This window comes from Arcicella sp., from assembly GCF_964672035.1.
Genome location: NZ_CBABQS010000014.1, coordinates 30,979 through 57,282 on the forward strand (window position 1 = coordinate 30,979; position 26,304 = coordinate 57,282).

The 26,304-nt window shown below is 35.9% G+C and carries 26 protein-coding genes; 12 read left to right on the plus strand and 14 right to left on the minus strand.

Going from position 1 to position 26,304, the window contains the following annotated elements; translation table 11 throughout:
- Positions 1 to 147: 147 nt before the first annotated feature.
- Entirely contained in the window at positions 148 to 573 is a 426-nt protein-coding gene (locus AC1W31_RS05990; RefSeq protein WP_481733503.1) for a hypothetical protein, read from the minus strand.
- Between the two features lie 127 nt (positions 574 to 700).
- A complete protein-coding gene (locus tag AC1W31_RS05995) occupies positions 701 to 2,647 on the minus strand; it encodes a tetratricopeptide repeat protein (RefSeq protein WP_481733504.1) in 1,947 nt (648 codons plus the stop codon).
- 247 nt (positions 2,648 to 2,894) lie between these two features.
- Here AC1W31_RS05995 and AC1W31_RS06000 point away from each other — a divergent pair, with 247 nt between their 5' ends.
- A complete protein-coding gene (locus AC1W31_RS06000) occupies positions 2,895 to 4,175 on the plus strand; it encodes a sensor histidine kinase (protein WP_481733505.1) in 1,281 nt (426 codons plus the stop codon).
- 312 nt (positions 4,176 to 4,487) lie between these two features.
- Complete coding sequence (gene sppA, locus AC1W31_RS06005) at positions 4,488 to 6,263, plus strand: signal peptide peptidase SppA (protein ID WP_481733506.1); 1,776 nt, start codon at positions 4,488 to 4,490, stop codon at positions 6,261 to 6,263.
- A 71-nt stretch (positions 6,264 to 6,334) separates the two neighbouring features.
- Here sppA and AC1W31_RS06010 read toward each other — a convergent pair whose 3' ends face one another.
- Positions 6,335 to 7,111, minus strand: coding sequence for an outer membrane beta-barrel protein (locus AC1W31_RS06010; protein ID WP_481733507.1), 777 nt, complete (start codon positions 7,109 to 7,111; stop codon positions 6,335 to 6,337).
- Between the two features lie 161 nt (positions 7,112 to 7,272).
- Here AC1W31_RS06010 and gldB point away from each other — a divergent pair, with 161 nt between their 5' ends.
- Positions 7,273 to 8,307, plus strand: a complete 1,035-nt coding sequence (gldB, locus tag AC1W31_RS06015; protein WP_481733508.1) for a gliding motility lipoprotein GldB — start codon at positions 7,273 to 7,275, stop codon at positions 8,305 to 8,307.
- A gap of 99 nt (positions 8,308 to 8,406) precedes the next feature.
- A complete protein-coding gene (locus AC1W31_RS06020) occupies positions 8,407 to 8,877 on the plus strand; it encodes a hypothetical protein (RefSeq protein ID WP_481733509.1) in 471 nt (156 codons plus the stop codon).
- 59 nt (positions 8,878 to 8,936) lie between these two features.
- Here the strand turns inward: AC1W31_RS06020 and AC1W31_RS06025 are convergent, their stop codons facing one another.
- Entirely contained in the window at positions 8,937 to 9,383 is a 447-nt protein-coding gene (locus AC1W31_RS06025; protein WP_481733510.1) for a CHRD domain-containing protein, read from the minus strand.
- A 159-nt stretch (positions 9,384 to 9,542) separates the two neighbouring features.
- Here AC1W31_RS06025 and AC1W31_RS06030 point away from each other — a divergent pair, with 159 nt between their 5' ends.
- Both AC1W31_RS06030 and AC1W31_RS06035 read left to right on the plus strand, forming a co-directional pair.
- Entirely contained in the window at positions 9,543 to 11,465 is a 1,923-nt protein-coding gene (locus AC1W31_RS06030) for an ABC transporter ATP-binding protein (protein ID WP_481733511.1), read from the plus strand.
- Between the two features lie 210 nt (positions 11,466 to 11,675).
- Positions 11,676 to 12,185 (plus strand): D-glycero-alpha-D-manno-heptose-1,7-bisphosphate 7-phosphatase, encoded by a 510-nt coding sequence (locus AC1W31_RS06035; protein WP_481733512.1) that lies wholly within the window; start codon positions 11,676 to 11,678, stop codon positions 12,183 to 12,185.
- A gap of 157 nt (positions 12,186 to 12,342) precedes the next feature.
- On the opposite strand, the gene rnr is transcribed toward AC1W31_RS06035, so the two are convergent.
- From rnr to gatB, 8 genes are all read right to left on the minus strand, one after another.
- Positions 12,343 to 14,682 carry a ribonuclease R gene (gene rnr / locus AC1W31_RS06040; protein WP_481733513.1) on the minus strand — a complete coding sequence of 780 codons (2,340 nt, stop codon included), beginning with the start codon at positions 14,680 to 14,682 and terminating at the stop codon, positions 12,343 to 12,345.
- A 97-nt stretch (positions 14,683 to 14,779) separates the two neighbouring features.
- Positions 14,780 to 14,926 carry a hypothetical protein gene (locus tag AC1W31_RS06045; RefSeq protein ID WP_481733514.1) on the minus strand — a complete coding sequence of 49 codons (147 nt, stop codon included), beginning with the start codon at positions 14,924 to 14,926 and terminating at the stop codon, positions 14,780 to 14,782.
- Between the two features lie 2 nt (positions 14,927 to 14,928).
- The gene (locus AC1W31_RS06050) at positions 14,929 to 15,369 is read right to left on the minus strand and encodes a DUF6934 family protein (RefSeq protein WP_481733515.1); all 441 of its coding nucleotides are present in this window, start codon (positions 15,367 to 15,369) and stop codon (positions 14,929 to 14,931) included.
- Between the two features lie 142 nt (positions 15,370 to 15,511).
- Entirely contained in the window at positions 15,512 to 16,312 is an 801-nt protein-coding gene (gene proC / locus AC1W31_RS06055) for a pyrroline-5-carboxylate reductase (RefSeq protein ID WP_481733516.1), read from the minus strand.
- 218 nt (positions 16,313 to 16,530) lie between these two features.
- Complete coding sequence (locus AC1W31_RS06060; RefSeq protein ID WP_481733517.1) at positions 16,531 to 16,734, minus strand: hypothetical protein; 204 nt, start codon at positions 16,732 to 16,734, stop codon at positions 16,531 to 16,533.
- A 2-nt stretch (positions 16,735 to 16,736) separates the two neighbouring features.
- Positions 16,737 to 16,892 (minus strand): hypothetical protein, encoded by a 156-nt coding sequence (locus AC1W31_RS06065; RefSeq protein WP_481733518.1) that lies wholly within the window; start codon positions 16,890 to 16,892, stop codon positions 16,737 to 16,739.
- Between the two features lie 55 nt (positions 16,893 to 16,947).
- Positions 16,948 to 18,096 carry a redoxin family protein gene (locus tag AC1W31_RS06070; RefSeq protein ID WP_481733519.1) on the minus strand — a complete coding sequence of 383 codons (1,149 nt, stop codon included), beginning with the start codon at positions 18,094 to 18,096 and terminating at the stop codon, positions 16,948 to 16,950.
- A gap of 112 nt (positions 18,097 to 18,208) precedes the next feature.
- Positions 18,209 to 19,663, minus strand: coding sequence for an Asp-tRNA(Asn)/Glu-tRNA(Gln) amidotransferase subunit GatB (gene gatB / locus AC1W31_RS06075; RefSeq protein ID WP_481733520.1), 1,455 nt, complete (start codon positions 19,661 to 19,663; stop codon positions 18,209 to 18,211).
- A gap of 249 nt (positions 19,664 to 19,912) precedes the next feature.
- Between gatB and AC1W31_RS06080 the strand changes: the two genes are divergently transcribed.
- From AC1W31_RS06080 to AC1W31_RS06105, 6 genes are all read left to right on the plus strand, one after another.
- Positions 19,913 to 20,440, plus strand: coding sequence for an RNA polymerase sigma factor (locus AC1W31_RS06080; RefSeq protein ID WP_481733521.1), 528 nt, complete (start codon positions 19,913 to 19,915; stop codon positions 20,438 to 20,440).
- A gap of 3 nt (positions 20,441 to 20,443) precedes the next feature.
- Positions 20,444 to 21,040 carry a hypothetical protein gene (locus tag AC1W31_RS06085; RefSeq protein WP_481733522.1) on the plus strand — a complete coding sequence of 199 codons (597 nt, stop codon included), beginning with the start codon at positions 20,444 to 20,446 and terminating at the stop codon, positions 21,038 to 21,040.
- Positions 21,041 to 21,055: 15 nt separating this feature from the next.
- On the plus strand, positions 21,056 to 21,736 hold the full coding sequence (locus AC1W31_RS06090; RefSeq protein WP_481733523.1) for a hypothetical protein: 681 nt from the start codon (positions 21,056 to 21,058) through the stop codon (positions 21,734 to 21,736).
- 10 nt (positions 21,737 to 21,746) lie between these two features.
- Positions 21,747 to 22,274 carry a hypothetical protein gene (locus tag AC1W31_RS06095; protein WP_481733524.1) on the plus strand — a complete coding sequence of 176 codons (528 nt, stop codon included), beginning with the start codon at positions 21,747 to 21,749 and terminating at the stop codon, positions 22,272 to 22,274.
- Between the two features lie 29 nt (positions 22,275 to 22,303).
- A complete protein-coding gene (locus AC1W31_RS06100) occupies positions 22,304 to 23,596 on the plus strand; it encodes an LVIVD repeat-containing protein (RefSeq protein WP_481733525.1) in 1,293 nt (430 codons plus the stop codon).
- Between the two features lie 151 nt (positions 23,597 to 23,747).
- Positions 23,748 to 24,368 carry a hypothetical protein gene (locus tag AC1W31_RS06105; protein WP_481733526.1) on the plus strand — a complete coding sequence of 207 codons (621 nt, stop codon included), beginning with the start codon at positions 23,748 to 23,750 and terminating at the stop codon, positions 24,366 to 24,368.
- 57 nt (positions 24,369 to 24,425) lie between these two features.
- Here AC1W31_RS06105 and AC1W31_RS06110 read toward each other — a convergent pair whose 3' ends face one another.
- On the minus strand, positions 24,426 to 24,818 hold the full coding sequence (locus tag AC1W31_RS06110; RefSeq protein ID WP_481733527.1) for a MerC domain-containing protein: 393 nt from the start codon (positions 24,816 to 24,818) through the stop codon (positions 24,426 to 24,428).
- Positions 24,819 to 24,869: 51 nt separating this feature from the next.
- Positions 24,870 to 26,297 (minus strand): DUF1800 domain-containing protein, encoded by a 1,428-nt coding sequence (locus tag AC1W31_RS06115; protein WP_481733528.1) that lies wholly within the window; start codon positions 26,295 to 26,297, stop codon positions 24,870 to 24,872.
- Positions 26,298 to 26,304 lie beyond the last annotated feature (7 nt).

A 26,304-nucleotide genomic window follows, 5' to 3' on the forward strand; every position in this document is an offset into this window, starting at 1 on the left:
AAAAATGGTTAATTTAAAAGAGGTCGTTGATTTGATTCAGCGACCTCTTTTTGATTAGTTTGGTTTTTTTTTATGTCTTTCTTCTGTTGGCTTTTGCAGGTTTTGTTGATAGCAAATACCAGCAACTACAAAATTATTCAAAATAAATTAATCAACATCAAAAATTACGGCATAGTTGATTGTTGTTACAGTTCCTTTCTTTCCATTCAGAAGAGACGACTCAAATGTTACAGAACATTTTGAAACAGAGTAAAATAATGATAAAGTATCTTTTCTTTTTGCAAGGTCATTCACTATCAGATACTTAACCATTGACTTATCCGATGGTGGAAGAATACTTACAAATACAACAGAATCTTTACCATCATAATCCTTTATAAGATTAAAGTATGGTTTTGATGTTTTATCCTCTAAAAAAGAGATATTTATCTTACTTTTATCTCCCCCAAATATCGTTTTACCATCTTTTTTTATAGTAAAACCATAAGGGGCAGAATCATGACTTGCTTCACAACAACCTAAAGCAAGGAGATAGAGAAACAACATGAATAAATAGTTTTTTCTTATAGACATTATTTTAAAATTTACGGTCTAATATTTGTAACAGACCAGATTACAGTATTTTATCCATTGTAGAACTTTCGGAAAGGTTGTACCAAATCTAAATTCCTTGACTAAACGACATTGAGCTAATAACCCATCACTTCACCCCCAACAAAACCAACGCTTCTTTCCCCTTTGCGTGGTCAGGTTTTAGTTTTACACATTCCTTAATATCCACAATTGCCCCCTGATTATCGCCAAATTTTGTCTTCGCCACGCCTCGGTTGTAGTAATATTCTGGATTATTTTTCACTTTTTCTTGATCAATTACGATGTTATAATTATCTAAAGCCTCCTTGTATTTTCCAACGTTCAATTGTGCCGTTGCCAACGAGCCACGAGTTAATTTTTTGTCTTTCAATTTAGGCATACTCATGGCTTTTTCTAAGTCTGGAAGGGCTTTTTCGGGCATTTGAGCATTCAAATAAACATTTCCCCGATTCATATACGTATCAGCGGTAGCAGAATCTTTCTTGATAATTTGGTCGTGATATTCAATCGCTTTGGCGTAATCGCCTTTTTTTTCGTAAGCCGTTGCCAAGTTCGCCCAAGGCGCAATACTTTCCTTCCAACCTTGTTCAATGGCCAGCGAAAATTGCTCAATCGCTCCATCTACATCATCCTTTGCTACGTAGGCTTCTCCCAAATTATAATGCCCCCGATAATCGTTTGTATTTAGGGTTAATCTGTGTTTGAAAAGCGAAATAGTATCTTGCCAAATCTCCACTTGTTGGCGAGTAATGATAAGGCACATCATTGAGAAAATACTAATTAACCCCAAAGAAAGGTATTTAAAAGTCCCTTTTTTCTCGTAAAGATTCCACAAAGACATACTCAATAGAAAGAAAAAACCAATGTAAGGAAGGTAAGTATAACGGTCTGCCATGATGGCCAAGCCGACCTGCATAATTTGTAGAACCAACACAACGGTAATCACGAAAAAGCCGATTCCAAACGTTATAACCTTGTTTTTCCGATAATGATAAACCCCAAAACCAACCACTGCAATCATAAAAAGTAGTCCCATGAAATATTCGATATGAACATTTTCAAAGGGGTCGTAGAGGTAAAATGAGGAAAGTTTGAAAGGAAATAAAAGGTGGTAACAATACATCATAAAGCCATAGCCAGCAAAGGTGAAATTTTTGGCAATTGAAACCTTTTCACTATCAACTGTGGCATAACCTGCTTGCCCGATTCCGTGCAGAAGTCCATAAAAATTGCCGCCGCTTTGCACGCTCGTAGCTATCAAACCGAAGAGTAAGGACAAGACTAAAAAAGGGAGTTTTTCTGTAAAAACATTCCGTTTAAATTTGCGTTCACGCCAGTAATCTAACAATAAAAGCACGATGGGTAAAACGACCGCTTGACCTTTTGAAAGGCATGAAGCCAAGAACAAAAGGAAACTGTAAATTAGATATTTACGTTCTTTTTCGGAGTCTAAATACTTTAAATAATTGATACAAGCCGCCAAGAAAAAGAAGCTGTACAAAACGTCTTTACGCTCAGATACCCATATCACCGACTCTACCCGCATGGGGTGAATGGCAAATAATAAAGCTGTTATAAATGCCACAAAAAGAGGTTTTCCAGTCTTCGGAAGCAATATTTCGGATTTACTTTTTAGTAATAACAACACAAACCAAAACACTAAAAGTACATTCAGTAAATGAATTAAAGTATTGGTAATGATAAAAGAACGAGCGGATTCAAACCCGAAAATGTCAGAATTTATCATTAAAGAAGTAATCGTAAGCGGAGCATAATTGAGGGCAATATGACTGTTCCAAGCTTCCGCCCAATGTCCGTTGGGTTTGGTGACGAGATAATTGAGTTTTATATAAGTTTGGTCATCCCAATTGACAAACTCGTTATCGAAACCGCCCGAAAAAGCAAGAAAAACGGCCACAACCAATACGCCAAAGTAAATTTTAAACCATTGCATGGAATTGGTATTTTCAGCGTTATTTTCTTGAATATCAACAGATTGATTTTTGACAATAGAAGCTGGCGATTGATGAATAGCCTTATTTTTCTTTGACATGACAACTTAATTTTTTATGGATTTACAGAAAGCAGTGTTTCAAAAACTATTCCAAAAATAAGGAAAAGGTGAATATTTTGAGAATTTGAAAGTGAGTTAATTTGAAAATTATATCCTTGATTATCACATATTTAGAATGTTTGAATATTGGAGTGTCAATATTAATAATTAATTGAAAATCTAAAAGTCTGACAATCAATTAATTTTGTAAAATTACGTTAGATAATGAAAGAGAAACCACCATAAAATGAATGCAAAAACACTTAGAATATTCGTAGCCTTATCAATTTTGTTATTGGGTAGCGTTGTTATTGTTCAATATTATTGGTTCAGACAAGCGTACAACCTCGAAGACCGTGATTTTGACCAACGAGTTACGTCCGCACTGCGAATGGTGAGTCAGCGATTATTAGATTTTAATAAAAATCCGAACAACAAATTGCTCAAACCCGTTGAAAGAATTACTTCCAATTATTATACCGTGCAGGTTAATGACACGATAAATTCTAAAATTTTGGAGGAATTTATTAAGCAAGAATTTGCCCATTCCGATATCCGACTCAATTTTGAGTATGGAATTTATGATTGCTTGAAAGACCGCATTCAACATTCTTCTTTTGTATGTTTTTCTGAAAATTGCGACCGTTCAGATTCTACCGCCAATTACCATTTTCCCGATTTGAGTATTCACAATTATTACTTTGGCGTACATTTTCCCGATAAAAGACTTTTCCTTTTGGGCGACTTGAATAACTGGTTCGTTTCGTCGGCAATTCTTTTGGTGGTAATGGCATTTTTTGTGTATTCGTTGATGTTAATTTTCAAGCAAAAACGCCTTTCTGAGATTCAGAACGACTTTATCAATAATATGACGCATGAATTTAAAACCCCAATTTCAACGATTTCCATTTCGAGTGAGGTTTTAATGAAACCCGAAATCATCAATACACCCGAACGATTGCTGAGTTATGCCGCCATCATTAGAAAAGAAGCTGCTCGCTTGAAAAAGAATGTAGATACTGTTTTACAAACTGCCAATATTGCCCAAAGGATTGATAAATTGAATTTTGAAGAAGTTGAAGTTCATGAATTAATTGAAGATTTAGCTAATAGCTGTGTACCACTTTTTAAGGAAAAAAACGGGGAATTAATGATAAATCTCAATGCAAAAAATACCTTGATTAAAGCCGATAGATTACATTTTACCAACGTAATTCATAATCTCATTGATAACGGAATGAAATATTCAGAACGTGCACCAATTATTCAAATTACAACTGAAAATATTGCTAATGAGCTGATTGTCAGCATAAAAGATAATGGCATCGGTATTGCCGACCGTGACCAAAAGCAAGTGTTTAATAAATTTTTCCGTGTACATACCGGCGATGTGCATGACGTAAAAGGTTTTGGTTTAGGATTATATTACGTAAAAGAAATGGTGGAAGGGCACAAAAGTAGAATTGAACTCAAAAGTAAAATAGGAGAGGGGAGTGAATTTAAATTAATTGTGCCTTTGATTTCGTAAAAATGGAATACAAAGGAAACTCGCTCTCTGCTTTGATGTTTCTCAACGCAGCTTTAAGAGGATTTTACGGTTACTTATATTTGCTATCGTATAAAAATAGTCCTTAATTTTTTATAAAACCTTATTCACAAAACACCTCCTATCAGTTCAACATTCCACTGAACACATAAAAACAATTTTCAAAACTGAATAATTTATTTTTGAGTTATAGTAACAGTTTTGAGAGCTGAGTTATAAGCTATGATTTTTAAAAATCTCACGGCTCACCGCTCAAAGCTTGCAACTATTTTAAAACCAAAACTTAAAAATAATATGTTACAATTTCTGAAATATGTGTTTGCAACCATTGTTGGGTTGCTTCTATTTACCATTATAAGTTTTATTCTACTTGCAGGTATTGGTGCCGCCATTGGTTCTTCGAATGATGCGGTTTCATTGAAAGACAATTCCGTTTTGAAATTAGACTTGAATCGTCCCATCGTAGAAAACGCTTCTGACGATGATAATCCTTTCAAAAGTTTTGGAGGTCCTTTTGCCGACGGTGCAGATAACTTGGGTATGGTTCAACTTCGTGATGGTTTGAAACGTGCCGCTGTCGACAGTCACATTAAAGGAATTTATCTGCAAGCTAACTATCCTCAAGCAGGCTATTCAACGTTAGAAGAAATTCGTAATGCTCTTCTCGAATTCAAAAAATCAGGGAAATTCATTTATTCTTACGGAGAAATGTTCTCTGAAAAAGGCTATTACGTTACTTCAATGGCGGATAAAATTTATCTAAATCCAGCGGGTGGAATGGATTTTAACGGTATCAGTGCCGAGGTTAGTTTCTTTAAAGGTGCATTGGATAAATTGGACATCAAACCCGTTGTGTTTAGAGTGGGCGAGTATAAATCAGCCGTTGAACCGTTTTTGCGTGAGAACATGAGTGATGCCAATAAATTGCAATATGCTTCCTTATTAGGGTCGTTAAATGACCATATTTTTAATCAAATTGCAAAATCAAGAAATGTTCAAGTGGCTGATTTAAAGAAAGTTGCCGATGAATTGATCGCTTATAAACCACAAGGAGCATTATCGTCAAAATTAGTAACGAACCTTGGGTATTATGATGAATTTGAATCAGATATTAGAAAAGCTTTAAAACGTGATGCCGATGATAAAATTGATTATGTTAGTTTTACAAAATTCATGAAAGCGGAATCTTCGATTAAATACAATGATTCGGATAATAAAATTGCTGTAATCGTGGGTGAAGGAACAATCGTTGGAGCAAAAGCTGACAAAGGAAACATTGGTTCGGATGATTGGGTGGCTGAACTTAAAAAGGCTCGTGAAGATAAAAAAGTGAAGGCAATTGTCTTGAGAATTGATAGTCCAGGCGGTTCGGCATTGGCTTCGGATGTAATGTGGAGAGAAGTGGAATTAACCAAAAAAGTAAAACCTGTTATTGCCTCAATGGGCGATTATGCCGCCTCTGGTGGATATTATATGGCCATGGCGGCGGATACGATTGTGGCTCAACCAACCACAATAACGGGTTCAATCGGTATTTTTGCCCAGTTTTTTAACTTCGAGAATTTTTTGAAAAATAAATTAGGTGTAACCACCGACCGTGTGAATACAAACGCCCATTCAGACTTCCCAACGGTTACTCGTGACATGGACGAATTTGAAAAAGCATGGTTTCAAAAGAGTATTGAGGCTGGTTATGAGTCATTTACGTCAAAAGCAGCAAAGGGTCGCAAGATGAATATTGACAAATTAAAATCGCTTGCAGGAGGACGTGTATGGTCGGGCTTAGAAGCAAAACAAAACGGTTTAGTGGATGTATTAGGAGGTTTGGAAGATGCAATAAAAATTGCGGCTAAGAAAGCAAAATTGAAAGATGGCGACTTTAAAACTAAGTTTTATCCACAACCAAGAGGCTTTTTTCAAGAGTTTTTTGATAAAAAGGAAGATGAAGCCGAAGCTAAAATGATGACTGCTCAATTTGGCGATTTAGCTCCTTATGTGAAACAATTAAAAACCTTGAAATCTCGTGAAGGAGTGATGATGTTGATGCCAGAGGTCATTGAGTTTAAGTAATATTTCGATATTCGATGTTCGTTTTTTGATGTTTGTTCCAGATATCGAAAAACGAACATCAAACATCGAAATTAAAACTTCACCCCAAAATCCAAATAAAATGCTCCATTCTTCGTTACTAAATCTCCAAAAGAATTGTCACGATTGATTTCTGATAAACCTCGCTGATATTGAATTCCGAAGAAAAAAGCATCCCCACCTCTATTTAACGACTTTTCTCCGCCAATTCCTAATAACAAACCCACGTCTCCCAAACCAAATATACTTTGTGAACTTGCCAGACGTTCTTGATATTGAAAAAGGGCATTCCGTGATTTATCCAAGGCTTTTTCAGCAATTTTCAAATCTAATGTTCCACCAAATTGGATGAATAGCGGAGTATCTTGAAGAATTTGGTCACTAAAAATCTTCATCGTAAGTGGTACTTGCAAATACTGCAAATTGAAATTTGCCTCCGTCCCACGGATTTCGTCTATTGTTAAAGGGGTTGTTTTAAATAATTCATTATCGTAAAAATTGCCATGCATCGAATAATTTACACTCTTGACGGTGTACCAAAGTCCCGTGCTGAATGCGTATTTATCTGTGATGTACATATCAATCACAGGCCCTAAACTTAAGCGGACATTCGCACCATTTGAATCAAAACCTTTAAAATTTTTGGAGGCATCAACATAATTAATAATGAAGCCAGGCGAAAATTTAAAGCCCATTTTCAACTTATAAAACCGGCTAAAAAATCCGCCTCCATAATTACCACCAAAATTTGGATCGGAATTATACTTCTGTGAATATCCTTGATAAACTCCCAAGAGAATAAAAAGGCTTAATAATACGTTTTTCTTCATAATGTTGTAAGGATTTTTATTTCGATGCGACCGTCGCTTCGGTTCGGTGTTATTCGTTATTCGATTATCAATGTTTAAATGTAATAACCGAAATCAATTAACTAACATCGACTAACCAACATCAAGTAACCAACATCTAAAATCGACTAACGAAAATAAATATGAAATACTTAAAGTGTAATCTTTTTTTCTTCCTAACTTTTCTTCTATTTTCTTGTACTCCTAAAGAAGACAAACAAACCGATTCCGACCCTGACTTCAATAACGTAAAAGTTACCGTAAATATTCAACGACTTGATAAAGAAATGTTTGCGTGCCAAAGTAAAGATGAATTGTTAGAATTTTTCGATAAATATCCCACATTCATCAGCGACTATTTTCAAGTTTCTCCGGTAGATTTCGACAAATTAGCAGAACAACTTTTGCCATTAGTTCAAAATCAAGGACTCCGAGATTTCTATAAACAGTCGCAAGAACCAGCCTTTTTTGGAGGTCAAACCCTTGAAAATGAATTCCGTACAGCCTTCCAACATATCAAATATTACTACCCTGATTTTAAAGAACCCAAAATCTATACCATTTTTTCAGGCTTCTTCGGACAAGGTAATTTAAAGACACCAGAATTGACCGTTTCAGACTCTACAATCTATATAGGATTAGATTATTTTATGGGTAAAAAAGGGAAATATCTTCCCGATGTTTACGATTATCAACTTCGCAAAACCATTCCAGAAGCCCTTGTTCCGCAGGCTATTTTATTACTTTCACAAAGATTTAATGCTACAAGTCCCAAAGATAAATCTTTACTGTCGGATATGGTTTGGTATGGCAAGAGCTACGTGTTCGCCCACACCATGATGCCCGAAAAAGCCGATAGTTTATTGATTGGCTACACGGCTCAGCAAATAGATGAAAGTTGCGAATTTCAGCAGAATATTTGGGCTCATTTTATTGATAATCAATTACTTTACAATACCCAAGACCCCATAAAAGCCAAGTACGTAGGTGAGCGTCCAACAACGCCAGAAATCGGCAAAAACTGTCCTGGCTCAATTGGAAGATGGTTGGGTTGGCGAATTGTTGGGAAATATTTTGATGAAGATGAACAATTAAAAATACCAGAATTGATGAAAATGACGGATGCTCAGAAGATTTTTGAGGCATCGAAATATAAGGGATTGCCCGATCAGGAATAATTTTTTGTATATAGATGGGCAAAGACGCAAAGAAAAATTTCTATTCTTAAATTTTACCGTTTTAAATTCTTTGTGATTAATTACTAAACAAACACACAAATGAAAATCAACAAATTATTATTGCTAATCGCTTTTATAGGCATCAGCAATCTCTCAAAAGCCCAATTATACACATCAGCTTTGGGCATTAGATTAGGGCCATCAAATGGAATAACCTATAAAAGTTTTATTAAAAAAAATGCCGCCATTGAAGTCATTGGCACTTTTCGCTATCAAGGCATTGGACTAACGGGTTTGTATGAAGTACACGGAAAAGCATTCAATTCCAGAGATTTTAATTGGTTCATTGGCGGTGGCGGACACATATACGTATGGGGAAATGACCGACCTAAATTTTTGGATAGACAACAAACGACCGTGTTAGGATTAGATGGGATATTAGGGTTAGAAGCCAAATTAAGGGGCATTCCATTAGCCGTCACTTTAGACTGGAAACCTACCATAAACATCATTAATTACGGTGGATTCTGGGGTGATGAAATCGCATTATCTCTGCGTTATACTTGGTAAAATAGAAATAAAAGGGTTGATTTTCTGAGAAAATCAACCCTTTTTGAAATCGAATAAAACTATTTGACTACTAAATTTCCTCTAATTTCACCGCCTGGATTTGTTGGTGTGTGAAAGTTTACGTACATAATACCATTCAACAAATCAGTCTCCTGTGCCGTTGTAAGTGTGGTCATGAAAGAAACAGGTGAAGTTAAACTGGTAAAAGGAAAAGTTACACCACCCGATTTTGTAGCATTCGTAGGAACTACTTGCGTGTGGATGTGACCTGCCGTTGGCGTAATTCCATTAAGCGTTGTGCTAACCGTCAAGGTTTTAGTTGTTTGGTTGTAAGTTCCCGTGGTTACACCCGTTGCAGATGTAGTAACCACAGGCAGTTCATTTGCTCCTGAAAGAGTTGTTGAAACTGTATAAATTTTATCTGGATTAGCGACTACTTCGTCTTTTTTACAAGAAAATGTTATGGCAGAAATAGCTAACAACGACAATAATAATGATTTTTTCATGAGAGTTTAATTTTTTTTAAATTTGAAAATGATTTTTGTAAAAATGATGTTACATAATACATACGATTAGAAACTCATTACGGTTGCTTCTGTTAATATAATTTAGTCAATCATTCACTATTTCAATCTATAATAATAAAAATACCACAATAAAATTCAATGGCAAAGCGAAATTTCGGGGCAGAAGTATCCCCAGAAGACAAGAAAAAAGTGAGTAAAGAAGGCTTCCAAAAAGCCCTAAAAATTTTCAGATTTACCCTTCCCTACAAAGGTACTTTCTTCATAGGTTTTATATTTTTAGTGCTTTCGCAGATAACTTCTATGAGTATTCCTTTGCTGATGGGGCAAATGGTTGGGGCGATTGTTTCGCCACAAAAAGCTGTTAGTCAAGGGATTACGAATATTTCGAAAAATGGAATGAGCCAAAAGATTGAGCATTTCTTGCATCTTGATTCAACCCAATTGACCTTGAATAGTGTAACAACCTTGTTTGTGATTTTACTGATTTTACAAGCGGCTTTTTCATTTATCAGAGTTTATACTTTCACACAGGTTTCTGAACAGTCTATGCGTGATTTACGGAAAACGCTTTATACCAAAATCATTACTTTACCCGTTCCATTTTTTGAAAAAAATCGAGTTGGTGAATTGATGAGTCGCATCACAACCGATATTACCCAACTTCAAGATGTACTTTCGATAACCTTAGCCGAGTTTTTTCGTCAGATTTTTACCCTTGTAGGCGGGATAATCTTAATTTCATTTCTATCAAGCAAACTCACTATGTTCATGCTTTTGACGTTTCCATTTTTGGTGGTTGCGGCAATTATTTTTGGGAGATTTATTCGTAAAAATTCCAAGAAAGTACAAGACGAATTGGCTTCTACCAATATCATTGTGGAAGAAACTTTGCAATCAATTAATGTGGTAAAAGCCTTCACGAATGAACGCTTAGAAGTAAAAAGATACAGTTCATCGGTTCAGAAAGTAGTGGATTATGCCATGAAAGCCGCCACATTTAGAGGAGCCTTTATTTCTTTCATCATCTTTGTGTTATTCGGTGGAGTTGTGGGCGTAGTTTGGTACGGTGGTAACTTAGTTTTGCAGGGAGAATTAGCATTTAAAGACCTTTTTACCTTCATCATCTATACTGGTTTCATCGGTGGTTCGGTAGGTGGATTAGGTGATATGTACGCCCAAATCCAAAAAACGGTGGGTGCTTCAGAACGGATTTTAGAAATTTTGGATGAGAAATCAGAAATTGAAGTTGAATCGTCTACTGATACAACGACAACGGCGAGTCAGAAATCGAACATCGAAAATCGACAATCAAAAATCGAATATAAAAACGTTGCCTTCTCGTACCCATCACGTCCAGACATGGAGGTTTTACGGAATATTAATCTCGAAGTAAAAACGGGTGAAAAAGTTGGTTTAGTGGGATATTCAGGAGCTGGAAAATCAACCATTGTGCAGTTATTGATGCGTTATTATAAACTGTCATGTGGACAAATTTTGGTTGATGGCAAAAATATCAATGAATATAATCTAACAGATTTACGTAAAAATATTGCCATTGTTCCCCAAGAAGTAATGCTATTTGGGGGCACAATTTATGAAAATATTGCCTATGGAAATCCAGAAGCCTCGGAAAATGCAGTGTTTGAAGCAGCAAGAAAAGCCAATGCTTTTGATTTTATTGAGTCATTTCCTGAAAAATTTCAAACGGTTGTTGGCGAACGGGGCGTAAAACTCTCGGGCGGACAACGTCAACGAGTAGCTATTGCCAGAGCCATTTTGAAAGACCCTGCCATTTTGGTTTTGGACGAAGCCACCAGTGCTTTAGATTCTGAATCGGAGAAATTGGTACAAGATGCCTTGGATACGTTAATGCAAAACCGCACGACCATTATTATCGCTCATCGTTTGGCAACAATTAGAAATGTTGACACGATTTACGTTTTAAAAGAAGGCGGAGTTTTCGAACAAGGTTCGCACGATGAATTGGTATTGATTGAAAACGGACTATATGCCAACTTAGTAAAATTGCAGTTTGAGAATGGATTAGTGATGGAATCTTAAACAAAAAAAATCATTTGATAATTTCCCTAAAAAACGCAGACTAATTCTTAAAAGTCTGCGTTTTTTATGAGTAAATTTGTTATAAAACAAGATTTTGTATTAATTTTATACAAAAGAATAATTATATATTTATATTTTAAAGGCCTCTGTACTTGATTTGCCTGAGTGTAATTTATTGAAGCTTATAATAATCATTTACAAAATAATATTATGAACAAATGTATTTTCTTAGACCGTGACGGTGTGTTGAATGTTGATAGAGTGGATTATGTCTATCGCCTTGAAGATTTGATAATTCCCGAAGGAACGATTGAAGCGCTCCAAAAATTAAAAGCGGCGGGTTATTTACTAATTGTTATTACCAATCAATCGGGGATTGCGAAAGGAATTTATACTCGTGAAGATGTCTGGAAGTGCCATAATTATTTTCAAGAACAGTGCGGTAATTTATTGGATGATATCTATTTTAGTCCACATCACGAAAAGTTTACGACCAATTCTTTAACTCGTAAACCAGATTCACTGATGATTGAAAAAGCAATGGCAAAATATCGAATCGACCCCGATACTTCTTGGATGATTGGCGATGCTCATCGTGACATTCATGCGGGTAAAAAGGCGGGTGTAAAAACGATTCATATTACGCATAAACCACAGGAATCTCTATCAGCAATTACTACGGATAATTTATTGGGAGCCAGTAAGTTGGTATTGAGTTAACATATTTTATATAGGAGTATATTTTAAAATTTTTGGATTTATAACCCTATTAAGCGTTTTAAACGCTTAATAGGGTTTATTCATAAAACATAAAAAAATGGCGAATAATCATTACAATTATTCGCCATTTTTTATGTTTTGGAGGATTATGATTCAACTATCTTCTCTTTTTTCTATCTGCACTTCTTGGATTTTTCCCGCCACCTTTCTGACTTCCACGGCTCGAATCTTTCGATTTTCGTCTCGAATCATCCCTTCTTGAAGTTCTTTCTCCGCCTCTTTGAACTTTGCCATTAGCGCCAACTAACAATAAATCCATGCTTCTACGAGCCAAATTACACTCTTTTACTTTCACTTGTAATTTATCTCCGAAGGTATAAACTTTACCATTTCGTTGTCCTACAATTCTGTAATTTTCACGGTCATATTCATAAAAATCATCTTTCAAGTCAATCATTCTAATCATACCTTCCGATGCCGTTTCAGTGATTTCCACAAAGATTCCAAACTCTGCAACGCCCGAAATAATACCATCCCAAACTTTATCATCGTCCATCATACTCATGTACTCCACTTGTTTGTATTTGATGGATGCTCTTTCGGCTTCGGCTGCCATTTTTTCTCTTTCCGAACTGTGTTTGCAACGCAATTCCCAAGGCGCTCTTTCCAAAGGCTGTCCACCATCAAGATAATGTTGCAACATTCTGTGCGCCATCATATCAGGATATCGTCTTATTGGACTCGTAAAATGCGAATAAAATGGAAATGCCAAACCAAAATGACCAATTGGGTCAGTGCTATATTTTGCCTTCGACATCGTGCGAACGGCTAAATTTTCAAGAATATTTTGTTCTGGTTTGCCTTCAACATCGTGCATTAATTCGTTGAAAGATTGGCTAATTCTGGCAACTTCCGTATCGACATTATACCCGAAACGTTTGGCAAATGTTGAGAAATTTTTGAGTTTTTCGGGGTCTGGAGCATCGTGGGTACGATATACCATCGTGTTGCGAGGCTCCGTCTTTTTGAGATTAAAGACATATTCTGCTACTTTTTTATTGGCAAGCAACATGAATTCTTCAATCAATTTATGAGCATCTACTCGCACTTTTTGATAAATTCCTAAAGGCTTTCCGTCCTCGTCTAATTGGAATTTTACCTCAACCGTTTCAAAATTAACGGCTCCCTTCGCAAATCGTTCATCCCGAAGTTTGTGGGCAAGTTGGTTAAGAATGTTTAATTCTTTGCAGTAGCTATTTGTGATTTGTGAAATAGAATCATCCGCCTCATCACTATCAATTTCAATTGTTAATTCTTCATTATTAATTATCAATTGCTCCTGTGCTTCCTCATACGAAAATCGTTTATCCGAATGAATTATTGTACGTCCAAACCATTCTTTGACAACTTTAGCTTCGTGAGTAACTTCAAAAACGGCCGAGAATGTCAATTTATCTTCATTTGGACGAAGTGAACACAATCCGTTCGAGAGTTTTTCGGGTAACATGGGTACAACTCTATCCACCAAATACACAGAAGTTGCCCGCATAAATGCCTCTTGTTCGAGGGCAGATTCGGGTGTAACGTAATGGGTAACATCGGCAATGTGAACGCCAATTTCGTAGTTGCCATTCTCTAAAAACTCAAAACTAAGCGCATCATCAAAGTCTTTCGCATCAACAGGGTCGATGGTAAACGTTGTTATTTTTCTAAAATCACGACGCTTTTTGATTTCGCTGGTTGAGATTTTTGTAGAAATATTATCGGCTTCTTTTTCAATATTTACCGGGAAACTAATGGGCAAACCGAACTCCGCCAAAATAGCGTGCATTTCAGTATTATTTTCACCAGATTTACCCAAAACCTCCGCCACGATTCCTTCCATTTTACGCTCATCTTCGGCGTATTTGGTGATTTTTACGATAACTTTATCGCCGTGTTGCGCATTTTTAAGGTCATTTTTAGAGACGAAAATATCACCGTAAATTTTCTTGGAACTTGCCACTACGAAAGCGTAATTTGGCATAATTTCAATCGTTCCTACAATTTCGCTACGCCCTCTTCTAACGATTTCTATAACTTCTCCCTCGGTTTTATCGGTCGGTTTTTTCTTTTTGGTTGCTACTAATACTTTCACAATATCGCCGTCAATTGCTCCGTTCAAATCACGAGCATTGACCAAAATATCACCCTCACGACCTTCCACGACCACGAATCCGAAACGCACATTGACATGATCCATACGACCTTCAAGGAATTCCGTTGAGGCATCAATCATATAATGTCCTTCCGACATCCGAATGAGTTTTTTGTCCTTGTGCAGTTCAATCATCAAATCCCCAAAAAGGTCTTTGGTTTTACGGTCACGGACGGCAAAAGCTTTATGCACTTGGTTTAGCGACCAAGCGGTTTCTTCGTTCAATTGAAAAAATTCAAGGATTTCAGCCTTTATTTTATCTTTATATATTTGTTCTTTTGTTTGTTTTTTATCTGTCATTTTATTTTTTGTTTGTTGAATAGGTGTTATTAAAAAAAGGCATAAAAATGGAATTGCACCGTCTTTACGCCTTTTCGGTTATCTATTTTTTAACTATCTAATTTGAAACTTTCTCCAAATTTTTAATTTTGGCAAGCATTTTATTAACAAGATTAGTTTTGTATTGAGATGCTTCTTCGAGCGTTGCAAATCTTCCCATTTGCGTTTTGGGAGTTGATTGTCTTTTTGTTACTAATGTTTTCATAGCTATTCTTTATTTGAAATGATGAATCCAAGATAGGATTGATTTCTTTGGAAAGTCTCTATCTTTTCTTCTGTAAAACCAATTACCTCAAATTTTTCTTTAACATCGTCTAACTCCTTAGATAACACAATTTGATACAATCGAGTTCTCGAAGGTGTACTACCCGTAAAAACTACCTTTGCAAACGGATAATAGACTAAAAATACTAAAATTGTTTGAATTACCGTTGATAATATTTTCTCTAAATCACCATTATTACTTTTGGAGAAAATGTCGTTTGAGCCATCTGGTTGTATATCTGCCAAAGTCAAATTGTAATATTCAAGTAAATTTGTTTTCTGGAATAGTATCGCTTTTGTTATCGTTTTTTCAGAACTTGTACTTTCAAACTCGAATCTAAAAGCATCTTCAAAAATCTCAAAGTTGTAGTAAGGTTGATTCATATTTCAAAATAACAAAAAAGTATTAACAAATAGGCAATATTCATTCCATAAACTCCAAAATATCAGCGGATTGGCAATTTAGTTCTTTACAAATGGCTTCCCCAAAAAATAACAAATATTTTTATCAATAAATGATCAGATTTTAATTGGATAATTCCGTAGCTCTTTTCTGAGCCGCAAAAATACCTTCTTTTAAATTATATGACAATAATCCTTCTTCAAAACGCTTCAAGGCGGCTTCGGTTGTGCCACCTTTTGAGGCTACGGCTTTGATGAGTTCGTCTAAATTTTTCTCTGAATTATTGATTAAATGATACGATCCTAACATGGTTTGTTTTACCAAAAGCGAAGCCATTGAATCTTCAAAACCCATTTCTTTTCCTGCTTCAATCATGGCTTTTACCAAATAGAAAAAATACGCAGGACCACTTCCACTCAATGCCGTAACAGCATCCAAAAGGCTTTCATCTTCCAAGAAAATAGCCCTTCCCGTTGAATTGATAAGGTTTTCAACTTTTTTCAATTGGCTTAACGTAATATCGCCAGCTGCCGAGAAAGCCGTCATACCCATACCCAAAAGTGCGGGAGTATTTGGCATGGCTCGCACGATGAGATTATGATTTAAAGTAGATTTAATTTTATCAATCGAAATCCCTGCCATAATACTCAAAATCAATTGATTAGGTTGAATCACTGCCCGTAATTCGTCTTGAAGAGAAGCAAAATCTTGTGGTTTTACCGATAGAATAATTAAATCATATTCCCCGATTTTGGCATTTATGGTGTCAATAACGGCACCTGCATTTTCTTGGCGAAGGGCTTCGGCACGTTCAGCATTTTTTTCAATCAAAAAAAGATTTTCTTTCTTTACTAATTCATACTGGATAAATGATTTGGCAAAGGCCATTCCCATATTTCCAGCTCCAATAATGGCTACTTTCATGTTTTTAGATATTATAACCTGAGCTTTGTCATTGCGAGCGAAGCGTGGCAATCTGTTGAATTGATGGAATGGAGTTTGAATATCATTTCTCGTAAGCTAACAGATTACTTCACTGCGTTCGCAATGACTAAGTACATATTTTTTTAAATTGACAGTTTTCGAGCACAAAAATACATGAAAAAACCCTGATAATCTGGAAATTATCAGGGTTTTAAGGATTATGCTAATTCTAATAGTTCTTTTCGTTTTTGTAAAATGAAATCATCTACAAACAAATTAATTTCTTGTTTCATAGCGGACTGTTCAGATTTTTCTAAGGAATCATAATATTGAAAAAATTCCCTTTGAAGCATAATTCGCTCAATTTCATCTTGTGAATTATGAAATTTATTTTGCATTTCGTGTAAATCGAACTTTTTCATGATTATTTTTTCTTTTTTTCTTCTTCAATTTTAATAATAACGTCGTTTAGCAAATCTAATAAAGCATCAATTCTATCAGGAGAAACAGATTTTGCGTGGTAGTTTAACATTTCTAAGATTTGAACTTTCATAGATTCAAGCGCTTCCAGTCGAGTCATTTTACAATTCTAAATTAATGGTTTTTATAATATCTACGTTTATTTATATCAAAATTTATTTCAAAATCTCCTCCAACTTCCGCTCTAAATCTTCTCCACGCAAATATTTTGCGATTACTTTTCCTTCTTTATCCAACAAAAATGTAGCTGGAATGCCTTGAACTCCGTACGCAGCGGCAGCGGCAGAATTCCAAAATTGTAGGTCAGAAACATGATGCCATGGCAAACCGTCTTTTTCAATTGCTTTTACCCACGAATCTTTTTCTTGGTCGAGACTTACCGAAAATATGTCAAAACCTTTGTCTTTGAATTTATAGTACATTCTCACCACATTCGGATTTTCCTTTCTACACGGGCCACACCAACTTGCCCAAAAGTCAATCAAAACGTACTTACCCCGTAAAGAAGAAAGGGCTAAGGTTGTGTCATTGGGCATTTTCATGGCAATTTCGGGAGCTTCCGAACCTACGTCAACACCTCTCAAACGCATAATTTGCTGATGAAAAGTTTTGATGTGAATGTTCGGAGAATTTGGTTTTTCGGCCTTGAATTTATTCGAAATTTGTATCATTGTTTCCAAGTCCGCTTCTGGATTCAAGAAGTTTCCTGCTGTCCACAATGCCACTAAATTCGTTCCCATTTCAGGCAATAAAGCCTTGATTTTGTTTACATTAGCCGCTTGTGCTGCTTGAAAATCACTTTGAATTTTCTGTAAAGTGGCTTCATCTTTTTTGACTTGAGCCGCCGCTACTTGTTTATTCCAAACTTCAACTTTTGCCTGTAATTCTTGATTTATTTTAATAATACGATTAAAATATTCAATGTTTTTTGAATCTCCTATTATCTGAAAAGCACCTCGTTTACTGGGCAAATCCATTCCATCGGCAATTACATTAACAGTTTCACCACCTTCTAAAATCAATAAAACTTTTTGACTCAATTCCATTGCGTAGAAATTGAGCAAATAATAGCCTCCGCCATCAATAATATTGGTGTTAAATTTAAATGATTTATCAGCCCCAACGTTGGCAGAATCCATTGTAATGGGCGTACCACGACCGTTGATAAATTGCAGATACACCTTTTTATCGGGTACAACATTGTTTACCTTGCCAGTAATGGTAACTGGCTTACCATTAAGCACTTGGCTGTATGTGAAGGTGGTTATAAAAGCGAGTATTACGCTTAAAAGTAGCTTTTTCATATTTTTATTTTCACCTCACCCCCAGCCCCTCTCCTTTATGAGAGGGGAGCATTTGGACGAATATCTCCCCCTCTCATAAAGGAGAGGGACTGGGGGTGAGGTATTTTTCGTACTACAATTCCAAAGATTTCTGCAATAATTCAGTCGTAACTTTCGGGTCAGCAGAGCCTTTTGATTTTTTCATAATTTCACCCATAAACATCCCCAAAAGACCTTTTTTACCTGATTTGTATTCTTTAACTTTCACTGAATTGTTTGCTAAAACCTCATCAATTAACGTTTGTAAAGCATCTGTATTGCTTTGTTGAATTAGATTCTTGGCTTCGGCAATTTGCAAAGGTGTTTTTTCAGAATCCGTAATCATTTCTGGGAAAATCTGTTGTGCCGCCGTTGAAGTACTTACCTTACCTTCGTCAATCAAATTTATCAAGGCTCCCAAACGTGCTGGGCTTACCGTTAATTGATTGATTTCTAAGTTATTATCATTCAAATATGATTTCACCGCTCCCATAATCCAGTTAGAAACCGCTTTATAATTCTTGGTAAATTGACACGTTTCCTCAAAATATTCTGCCACTTCACGGGTTTCCGTCAGTACGTTGGCATCGTATTCTGGCAGGGAATATTGCTTCGTAAATTTCTCAAAAAGCTCCCACGGCAAAGCGGGCATTTGACTTTTCACCGATGCAATCCATTCTTCCGAAACCACCAAAGGCACTAAATCTGGTTCTGGAAAATACCGATAATCATTCTGAGTTTCCTTCTCACGCATTCCCGATGTTCTTCCCGTGGCAGGGTCAAAACTACGAGTTTCCTGAATAATTGTTGCGTTATTTTCAACCGCATCTATTTGTCTAACTATCTCATATTCAATCGCTTTCTGAATAAAACGCATCGAATTCATATTCTTGATTTCAACTTTCGTACCCAATACTTTACTCCCCACCAACATTACCGAAACATTGACATCGCAACGCAAAGAACCTTCTTCCATGTTGCCATCACAAATTCCCAAATACCGCACCAATTTGCGCACTTCCGACATAAAAGTGGCGGCTTCTTCGGCTGATTTAATCTCTGGTTCGGTCACCATTTCAATTAAAGGCGTTCCTGCACGATTATAGTCTAATAAACTATCCGTTGAACCATCGGCATGAAGCGATTTTCCTGCATCTTCCTCCAAGTGAATATGATGAAAACGCACTCTTTTTTCACCCGTCGAAAGTTTTACATCAACCCCACCACCCATACAGATTGGCGTCTTGTCTTGGGTAATTTGATACCCTTTTGGAAGGTCAGGATAGAAATAATTTTTACGGTCAAAATATTGATTTTCAGTAATTTGCGAATTACAAGCCAAGCCCATTTTTATGGCATATTCCACCGCCCGACGATTCAATTTAGGCAAAGTGCCAGGATGTCCGAGCGTAATAGGCGATATGTGTGTATTAGGCGACCCACCAAAAGAGGCAGCATCGGCCGCAAAAATTTTACTCTCAGTTTGTAACTGAGCGTGTACTTCCAAGCCAATAACGACTTCGTATTTATCTCTAATTTCTTGTTTCATTGAGTATTTCAAAAATATCTATTTGCAAAGATAAATGATGTTAGACCACAGATTGTACGGATAATACGGATTTGCACAGATTTTTTATATGTGGAAATAAAATCCGACTATGTGTCTCAGTGTAAATTCGTCAAATCCTCCTAATCTGTGGTCTAATTTATTCATCGAGATAGAAAATATTTTAAACCTTATTCCAACCGTTTTATTATAAATTGAGTCTTTATAAAAATGATGTAGCAAAACTCTAATTTGGAAACCGAAGCACAGCTCATAGAAGCCTGTTTACGAAATGACCGCAATGCCCAACGCAAGCTCTATAATGCCTACGCAGGGAGGATGCTGGTCGTGTGTATGAGGTATGTCCAAAATCAAGCGGAAGCTGAGGATATTTTGCAAGAAGGATTCATTAAGGTTTTTCAGAATTTGGATAAATTTCGGGCTGAAAGTACCTTGGGTTCTTGGATAAAACGGATTGTGATTAACACAGCCATCAACCAAATTCGCTCGCAAAAGCACTTTCAGGATATGGATGATGTGCAAGAATACGAAAATCAAGTGTCTGATAATCAATCGGGTATTGAGACAATACACTTTCAAGAATTGATTGAAATGATTCAAAAATTACCCAAAGGTTGTCGAACTGTATTCAATTTATTTGCGGTTGAGGGTTATAAACATCACGAAATTGCGCAGATGTTGAATATTACAGAAGGCACATCAAAATCGCAATATTCACGGGCAAAGGCGATTTTACAGGGTATTTTATCGGTAAAATAAGGAATGGAAAATACGACAAATAATTCTTTCGAGGAACAATGGCAAAAAGCCTTTGATGATGCCTCTCTGCCCCCATCGGAGGCAGTTTGGGAGAGAATTGAATTGGGTTTAGAAACCAATATTCCACCAAAATCTGGGAATAACTCTTATTATTTTGGTGCTATTTCAGCCCTTGTTTTGGGCGTTGGTTTATGGCTTTTTATGAGTAACAATGAAGCAAAAAAACAAGTACAAGTCATTGAAAATAAGGTTATTAATCCTGATGAAAAAATTGAAAAATCAGCCTTTAAAACTGAAGAAAAACTAATTATTAACCCAAAAGAAAATACTCAAATCAAAAAAATATTTGTCCCAAAGAAAGAGGAAATTATTGAGCCAGAAATTATTGCGAAAGAAAACAAAGTTAGAATTATTAACGATTCCATTGATTTTATGAGCCCAATCATGGCAACAAAAAAGGTGAATTCTGAACTAACGAATCCAAACATAATTATTCCTATTGAACAGGCTCCTTATTACGAAATACCAAAACCTGTTTCTAAGAAAAAGTCAATTTGGGATAGAGTTAGAATTTCGGGTGGTGTTGGGGTTTATCAATAAATAAATACATAAATCATGAAAAGTAACTTCTTAAATATCGTACTTTTTTCAATAATTCTTTTGTCATGTAAGAAGAATGAAAGTATTGAACCTGAATCATTATTAGAGGATAATGGATGTATTGAAAGAATAATTATTCCTGTAAATGCCCATAGCATTAGAGAAGTAGATATTGCAAGCTCCAATATTCTTTTTCTCAAAAAGAATATTGATAATAGTAGATTCAGATATTATCAATATTCAGATGATTCGCTTCAAACGCAGTTTCCGCCTTACGCTAAGGTCAATTATAAAAAGATTCGGGTTGAAGAATATACGAATGGATTGAGAATTTTAACAGGAGATTTAATCTTCAGTTTTAAAAACGAAGTGTTTAATTCTTTATCAGGTACTCAATCAAAAGGAACAAATCTTGATACGAAACCTAAACTCACATTGGGACAATTACGACGATTATTTTTGGAAAGTGCTGAAAAATTTAATAGAAGACCGATTATCTATAAAGACAGTTGTTTCAAAGCGGAGTTTGGGTACTACAATATTGGTTCTGATAATAAATCAGAAAATTTAACTAGAGCCTGGAAAGTAACTACAAAAAATTCAATTAGTCCCTATGAGTATCCAGTAGCATATTATCAAGATAATGACGGCAAACTCATCTATTATGATGATGGATTTATAGTATTTGTTAAATAAAATTACGCCAATGAAAAAAACATATTTCATCATCATTTTTCTAACAATTTTAGGGATGATAGCTTGCAAAAATAAAGGTCTTAGAGGTGACGATACGCCAAAACCATTAACTGATGATTACCTTGTTTTTGGACAAGTCAGCTTAGGTTGGGGTTGTAGGGCTTCGGCTATTTACAAGATTGCGGATGGAAAATTATACGCAGATACCAGCAATGTATTCTGTAAAAATCAAGAAAATTATTTGTTTTCAGGCTATCAACTGTCTGATAATGAATACAATAAAGTCAAAAACCTGATTGCTCAATTTCCAACTGAATTATCAATAGAAGGAAGTAAAGCCTTCGGCTGTCCTGGCTGTGCGGATGGTGGAATGTTGTTTATTCAGAGAAAAGAGAAAGGAAAAGAACTGCAATCTTGGCGAATTGATGACAATGTTTTCTATCAAAATAAGGATGTAATTGGAAAAGATTTTCCAATTTATTTGGCTGATTATGGGAAAATTATCGGCAAACTTCTCCCAACCCTTAAATACAAATGATTCTTCCAAACAATTAAATCTTAAATATCATGAAAAAAAATCTATTTAGCACGCTCCTGATGGCAGCGTTGGCCACTGCTTTTGTCTCATGCAAAGACAATTGCGTTCAAACCGTAACGTATAGAGGTACGGAATCGGTCAGAGTAACTTTGAGTGAATTGCGAAGTGGGATAAAAACGCTTCCCGCACAAGATTTAGGAAACCCTGGGAAAATTTATGTAAAAGATAACTACCTGTTTATCAATGAAATAAAGAAAGGAATTCATATTATCGACAATTCAAATCCAGCTTCGCCAAAGGCAGTTTCGTTTATTTCAATTTTGGGAAATGTGGATATTGCCGTGAAGGGAAATATTTTATACGCCGATAGTTATACCGATTTTATAGCAATCGACATCAGTAATCCCAATGCTGTGAAGGAGGTTTCAAGAACAAAAGATATTTTTATCAATGGACAAGTGGATGGGCTTTGGTGGAATTATAATACCAATGACCAAACCATTTATGATTCGAGGTATAGAATGTACACCACAACCCAAGAAGTAGCTTGCGAACAACAATCTCCAATTTATACTGGAAATGGTGGTATTTTTTGGGATGCTGCAAGTTTTGGTTCTTCGAGCGTTAAATCAACCTCTCCAACTACCAATGGCGTGAGTGGCTCAACCGCTCGTTTTGCCATTGTCAATGACCGTATATATGCTGTTACAGCCACTGATATGAAACTTTTTAACCTTCAAAATCCCTCACAACCAGCGTATATTGGATATTTGAATTTAGGTTTTGGTATCGAAACCATTTTTCCGTACAAAGACAAATTATTTTTGGGAACAAGTACGGGCGTGCAGATTTGGGATAATAAAAATCCAAATCTTCCCACTTATCTCGCCCGCCTCGACCACGCCCGTGCCTGTGACCCTGTGGTGGTTGAGAATGACATTGCCTATGTAACACTTCGTTCGGTCAATAATTTTTCCCGTTGTGGCGGAGCAATTGCCAATCAATTAGACGTTATTGATGTCTCGAATTTAGCGAGTCCAGTTCTCTTAAAAAGCTATCCGATGGAGAGTCCACATGGATTGGGGATTGATAATAAAAAGTTATTTATCTGTGAAGGCACAAGCGGATTAAAAACTTTTGATGCCAATAAGCCTTTGGATATTAAGCAATTACAACATTTTAAGGATATGAATGCCTACGATGTTATTCCGCTGAACAATACATTGATGTTGATTGGGAAAGACGGTTTATATCAGTACGATTACTCAAATCCGAACAGTTTGAAGTTGTTGAGTAAGATTTCGGTGAAGGCAAGTCTGTAACCTGATGCTGGACGATAAGGCATTAAAACAAATCGAAGTTATATTCATTTTTAAGATGAATAAGGTCTACCAAGCGTTTTAAACGCTTGGTAGAGTTAAAAATTAAGTAATAATTATTTCATTCCGGTGCGGAAGTATCGGGTTACACAATATGAAAAAAATATTTATTCTCTTATGCTCGCTTGTATGCACGGTTGCGTACACGCAAGACAAAAACCCAAAAAGCAATTGGAAAAGCTTTGTAAAAGACAAGTACGTCAATTATACAGAATTAGGCCTTCTTTTTGGCAAATCTTATCAAATAAGTTATAGTGGCAATTATAGCCAACCGGTAGAAGCGTCCACAAAATTCATGCTTCAAACCTACAATGGATTAAAAGTTTATAAGAATCTGTCGGTCGGAGCAACGGTGGGCGTTGATTGGTTTAGTAATTATCAAATTGTTCCTATTTCTTTGGGTGTTCGGGTTTCATCGGGCGATTCAAAATCCAAGAAAGTCAAAACTTTTGCGGGCATTGATGCTGGGTATGGTTTTATGTGGTTGAATGAGAAAGTATCCGCAAATCAGCAAATTAATGGTGGATTAAGTCTCAATCCAATGGTTGGTTTTTTGATTCCAACGGGTGGCAATGCTAACTTTATTTTCAGTGTAGCCTATAAACACAATAACTTCAACACTAAAACACAAAGCGGTATCAATGAATATCCATATTCTAATGAAACTACCTATAATTTAAACCGAATGGCGGTTCGATTGGGCGTTAATTTTTAACATAAAAACCCTCTAAATTCAATATTAAGAGGGTTTTTAATATATTTTACCATAAAATTAGCAACTACAATCTTTCTTATATTTCCAGTTGAAATAATAGGCCAAAGCAATCAACGATGCTCCTAAGGTTCCCGTTAAAAACTCGAATTGATGCCCCAACCAAATAATTTCTAATACTTTTACAAACATACTTCCTCCTAATAAATACAAAGGCAAAGGGTTGTGATGTTTACGAAAATCACTCCATAAAAGTACGCCCGCCAACATTAAACTTCCCCCAATAAACCAGATTTCCCACGAATGATCGCTGACAAAACTACTCCCTAAAAATGGTAAAAGCGTAATTAAAATTGGCGTTGCAATACAGTGAATAGCACAAATTAAGGAAAGATAAAATCCGACCTTTTCAATATTGTTGTTATCGTGCGTATGTTTTGCAGATGTAATCATGTTGCAAAAGTAACACAGTTGCAACATGATTGCAAATAAAATTTAAAAAATCTAACATAACTGATATTCAGGCAATGAGGCAATACTTTGAGCCATATTTTGAATTAAACTTATGCCCGTTTTCCCTTCTGATTTGCTTAAAATCATCGTTTTTTGTGGATTTGACAGCGGTCTTGATAATAAATAAGCCTCCAATTTATCCAGTAATTCTGCTGAATTATCCGATGGAAAATTATTTTGAAATACTTCCCAATCAATATTTTCCTGCATTTGCTTGATTTTTTTGCTCAAATTTTCCGTATTAACATCTCCATCATCTTTTGATTTGAAAGTGATTTCTGAATCTTTAAAAATGATTTCGGGTAATTTCATTCGGGTCATTAAAGTGGAAGAATCAATCCAGTTTTTACCGCCTGACCAGCCCGCTACGTTGGGAGGGAAAAACAAAACTTGTCCCAATGCTTTCTGAACGAATAAAACCGATTGTTTTTGTTGGAAATTTATCCCAAAATTTCGCTGTAAACCCACCAATAATTCAACGGGCGATTTAATCCGAGTTCCAATATTTTCTAAAAGATAAAACCAATCACTTTTGAATGTAAATTCCATCAAATCAGCAATGTCATAATCGGTGGAACGAAAACGAGTTGCCATTTTTTCAACGATCTGATTATCAACATTTTCATTGACAAAATAACGATAAATTTTGGTACAAATAAAGGTGGCTGTTTTAGGATTTTCGAGGATAATTTTCAGAATATCTTCTCCGTTAAAATTGCCAGTTTTCCCTTGAAAAGTCTTCTCGCCATCATCGTGTTGATTGGCTCTAAATACAAATTCTCCTTGCAAATTCGTTCCCCAACCCGTAAAAGCCCGAGCCGCTTCCTTAATATCTTTTTCGGTATAATTTCCACGTCCTAACGTAAACAATTCCATTACTTCTCGGGCAAAATTTTCGTTTGGAGAGTTTTTCCTATTTTGTTGATTATTGAGAAATTGTAGCATTTCAGGGTCTTTGGAGACGGCCAACAATAAATCGCCAAATTTACCTAGCGCAAACTGACGAAACAGATTATTTTGTAATTGAATCGCTAAGGGCCTAACGCCTCGGCACGCAAAATGTCCGTGCCAAAATAAGGTCATTTTTTCTCGCAACATTCCCGCTCCAGATGCCATTGTATTTATCCACAGAAAGTTTAAATCTGTTATTTTCTCCCGTCCCTGTTTAATTTTTTCCTTAATTTCTTCGGGAGAAGCACCTTTCATTTCCATGATATTCCGAAGCGCTTTTTTCTTCATCGCCATGTCGGTTTCTTCCTCAATTACGATTAATGGATTAACTTTTTCAGCATCTTTAAGGAGAAATTTAAGGGCTTTTTCAGGAGATTTATGTCCAAATTCACGTACCTGTGCGGGCGTTGCCCCAAAACCTGCCCGTTGAAAAAGATGTTCTATTTTTGCCTGATTGTCAATTTTCATGTCTGTG

Coding starts and splice junctions, on each gene's coding strand:
- AC1W31_RS05995 (WP_481733504.1), bottom strand. CDS start 2,647: ATGTCAAAGAAAAATAAGGCTATTCATCAATCGCCAGCTTCTATTGTC.
- AC1W31_RS06085 (WP_481733522.1), top strand. CDS start 20,444: ATGGAAAATACGACAAATAATTCTTTCGAGGAACAATGGCAAAAAGCC.
- gatB (WP_481733520.1), bottom strand. CDS start 19,663: ATGAAACAAGAAATTAGAGATAAATACGAAGTCGTTATTGGCTTGGAA.
- proC (WP_481733516.1), bottom strand. CDS start 16,312: ATGAAAGTAGCCATTATTGGAGCTGGAAATATGGGAATGGCCTTTGCC.
- AC1W31_RS06050 (WP_481733515.1), bottom strand. CDS start 15,369: ATGAATCAACCTTACTACAACTTTGAGATTTTTGAAGATGCTTTTAGA.
- AC1W31_RS06110 (WP_481733527.1), bottom strand. CDS start 24,818: ATGATTACATCTGCAAAACATACGCACGATAACAACAATATTGAAAAG.
- AC1W31_RS06115 (WP_481733528.1), bottom strand. CDS start 26,297: ATGAAAATTGACAATCAGGCAAAAATAGAACATCTTTTTCAACGGGCA.
- AC1W31_RS05990 (WP_481733503.1), bottom strand. CDS start 573: ATGTCTATAAGAAAAAACTATTTATTCATGTTGTTTCTCTATCTCCTT.
- AC1W31_RS06030 (WP_481733511.1), top strand. CDS start 9,543: ATGGCAAAGCGAAATTTCGGGGCAGAAGTATCCCCAGAAGACAAGAAA.
- AC1W31_RS06070 (WP_481733519.1), bottom strand. CDS start 18,096: ATGAAAAAGCTACTTTTAAGCGTAATACTCGCTTTTATAACCACCTTC.
- AC1W31_RS06000 (WP_481733505.1), top strand. CDS start 2,895: ATGAATGCAAAAACACTTAGAATATTCGTAGCCTTATCAATTTTGTTA.
- AC1W31_RS06010 (WP_481733507.1), bottom strand. CDS start 7,111: ATGAAGAAAAACGTATTATTAAGCCTTTTTATTCTCTTGGGAGTTTAT.
- AC1W31_RS06090 (WP_481733523.1), top strand. CDS start 21,056: ATGAAAAGTAACTTCTTAAATATCGTACTTTTTTCAATAATTCTTTTG.
- AC1W31_RS06065 (WP_481733518.1), bottom strand. CDS start 16,892: ATGACTCGACTGGAAGCGCTTGAATCTATGAAAGTTCAAATCTTAGAA.
- sppA (WP_481733506.1), top strand. CDS start 4,488: ATGTTACAATTTCTGAAATATGTGTTTGCAACCATTGTTGGGTTGCTT.
- AC1W31_RS06025 (WP_481733510.1), bottom strand. CDS start 9,383: ATGAAAAAATCATTATTATTGTCGTTGTTAGCTATTTCTGCCATAACA.
- rnr (WP_481733513.1), bottom strand. CDS start 14,682: ATGACAGATAAAAAACAAACAAAAGAACAAATATATAAAGATAAAATA.
- AC1W31_RS06095 (WP_481733524.1), top strand. CDS start 21,747: ATGAAAAAAACATATTTCATCATCATTTTTCTAACAATTTTAGGGATG.
- AC1W31_RS06020 (WP_481733509.1), top strand. CDS start 8,407: ATGAAAATCAACAAATTATTATTGCTAATCGCTTTTATAGGCATCAGC.
- gldB (WP_481733508.1), top strand. CDS start 7,273: ATGAAATACTTAAAGTGTAATCTTTTTTTCTTCCTAACTTTTCTTCTA.
- AC1W31_RS06060 (WP_481733517.1), bottom strand. CDS start 16,734: ATGAAAAAGTTCGATTTACACGAAATGCAAAATAAATTTCATAATTCA.
- AC1W31_RS06105 (WP_481733526.1), top strand. CDS start 23,748: ATGAAAAAAATATTTATTCTCTTATGCTCGCTTGTATGCACGGTTGCG.
- AC1W31_RS06100 (WP_481733525.1), top strand. CDS start 22,304: ATGAAAAAAAATCTATTTAGCACGCTCCTGATGGCAGCGTTGGCCACT.
- AC1W31_RS06035 (WP_481733512.1), top strand. CDS start 11,676: ATGAACAAATGTATTTTCTTAGACCGTGACGGTGTGTTGAATGTTGAT.
- AC1W31_RS06045 (WP_481733514.1), bottom strand. CDS start 14,926: ATGAAAACATTAGTAACAAAAAGACAATCAACTCCCAAAACGCAAATG.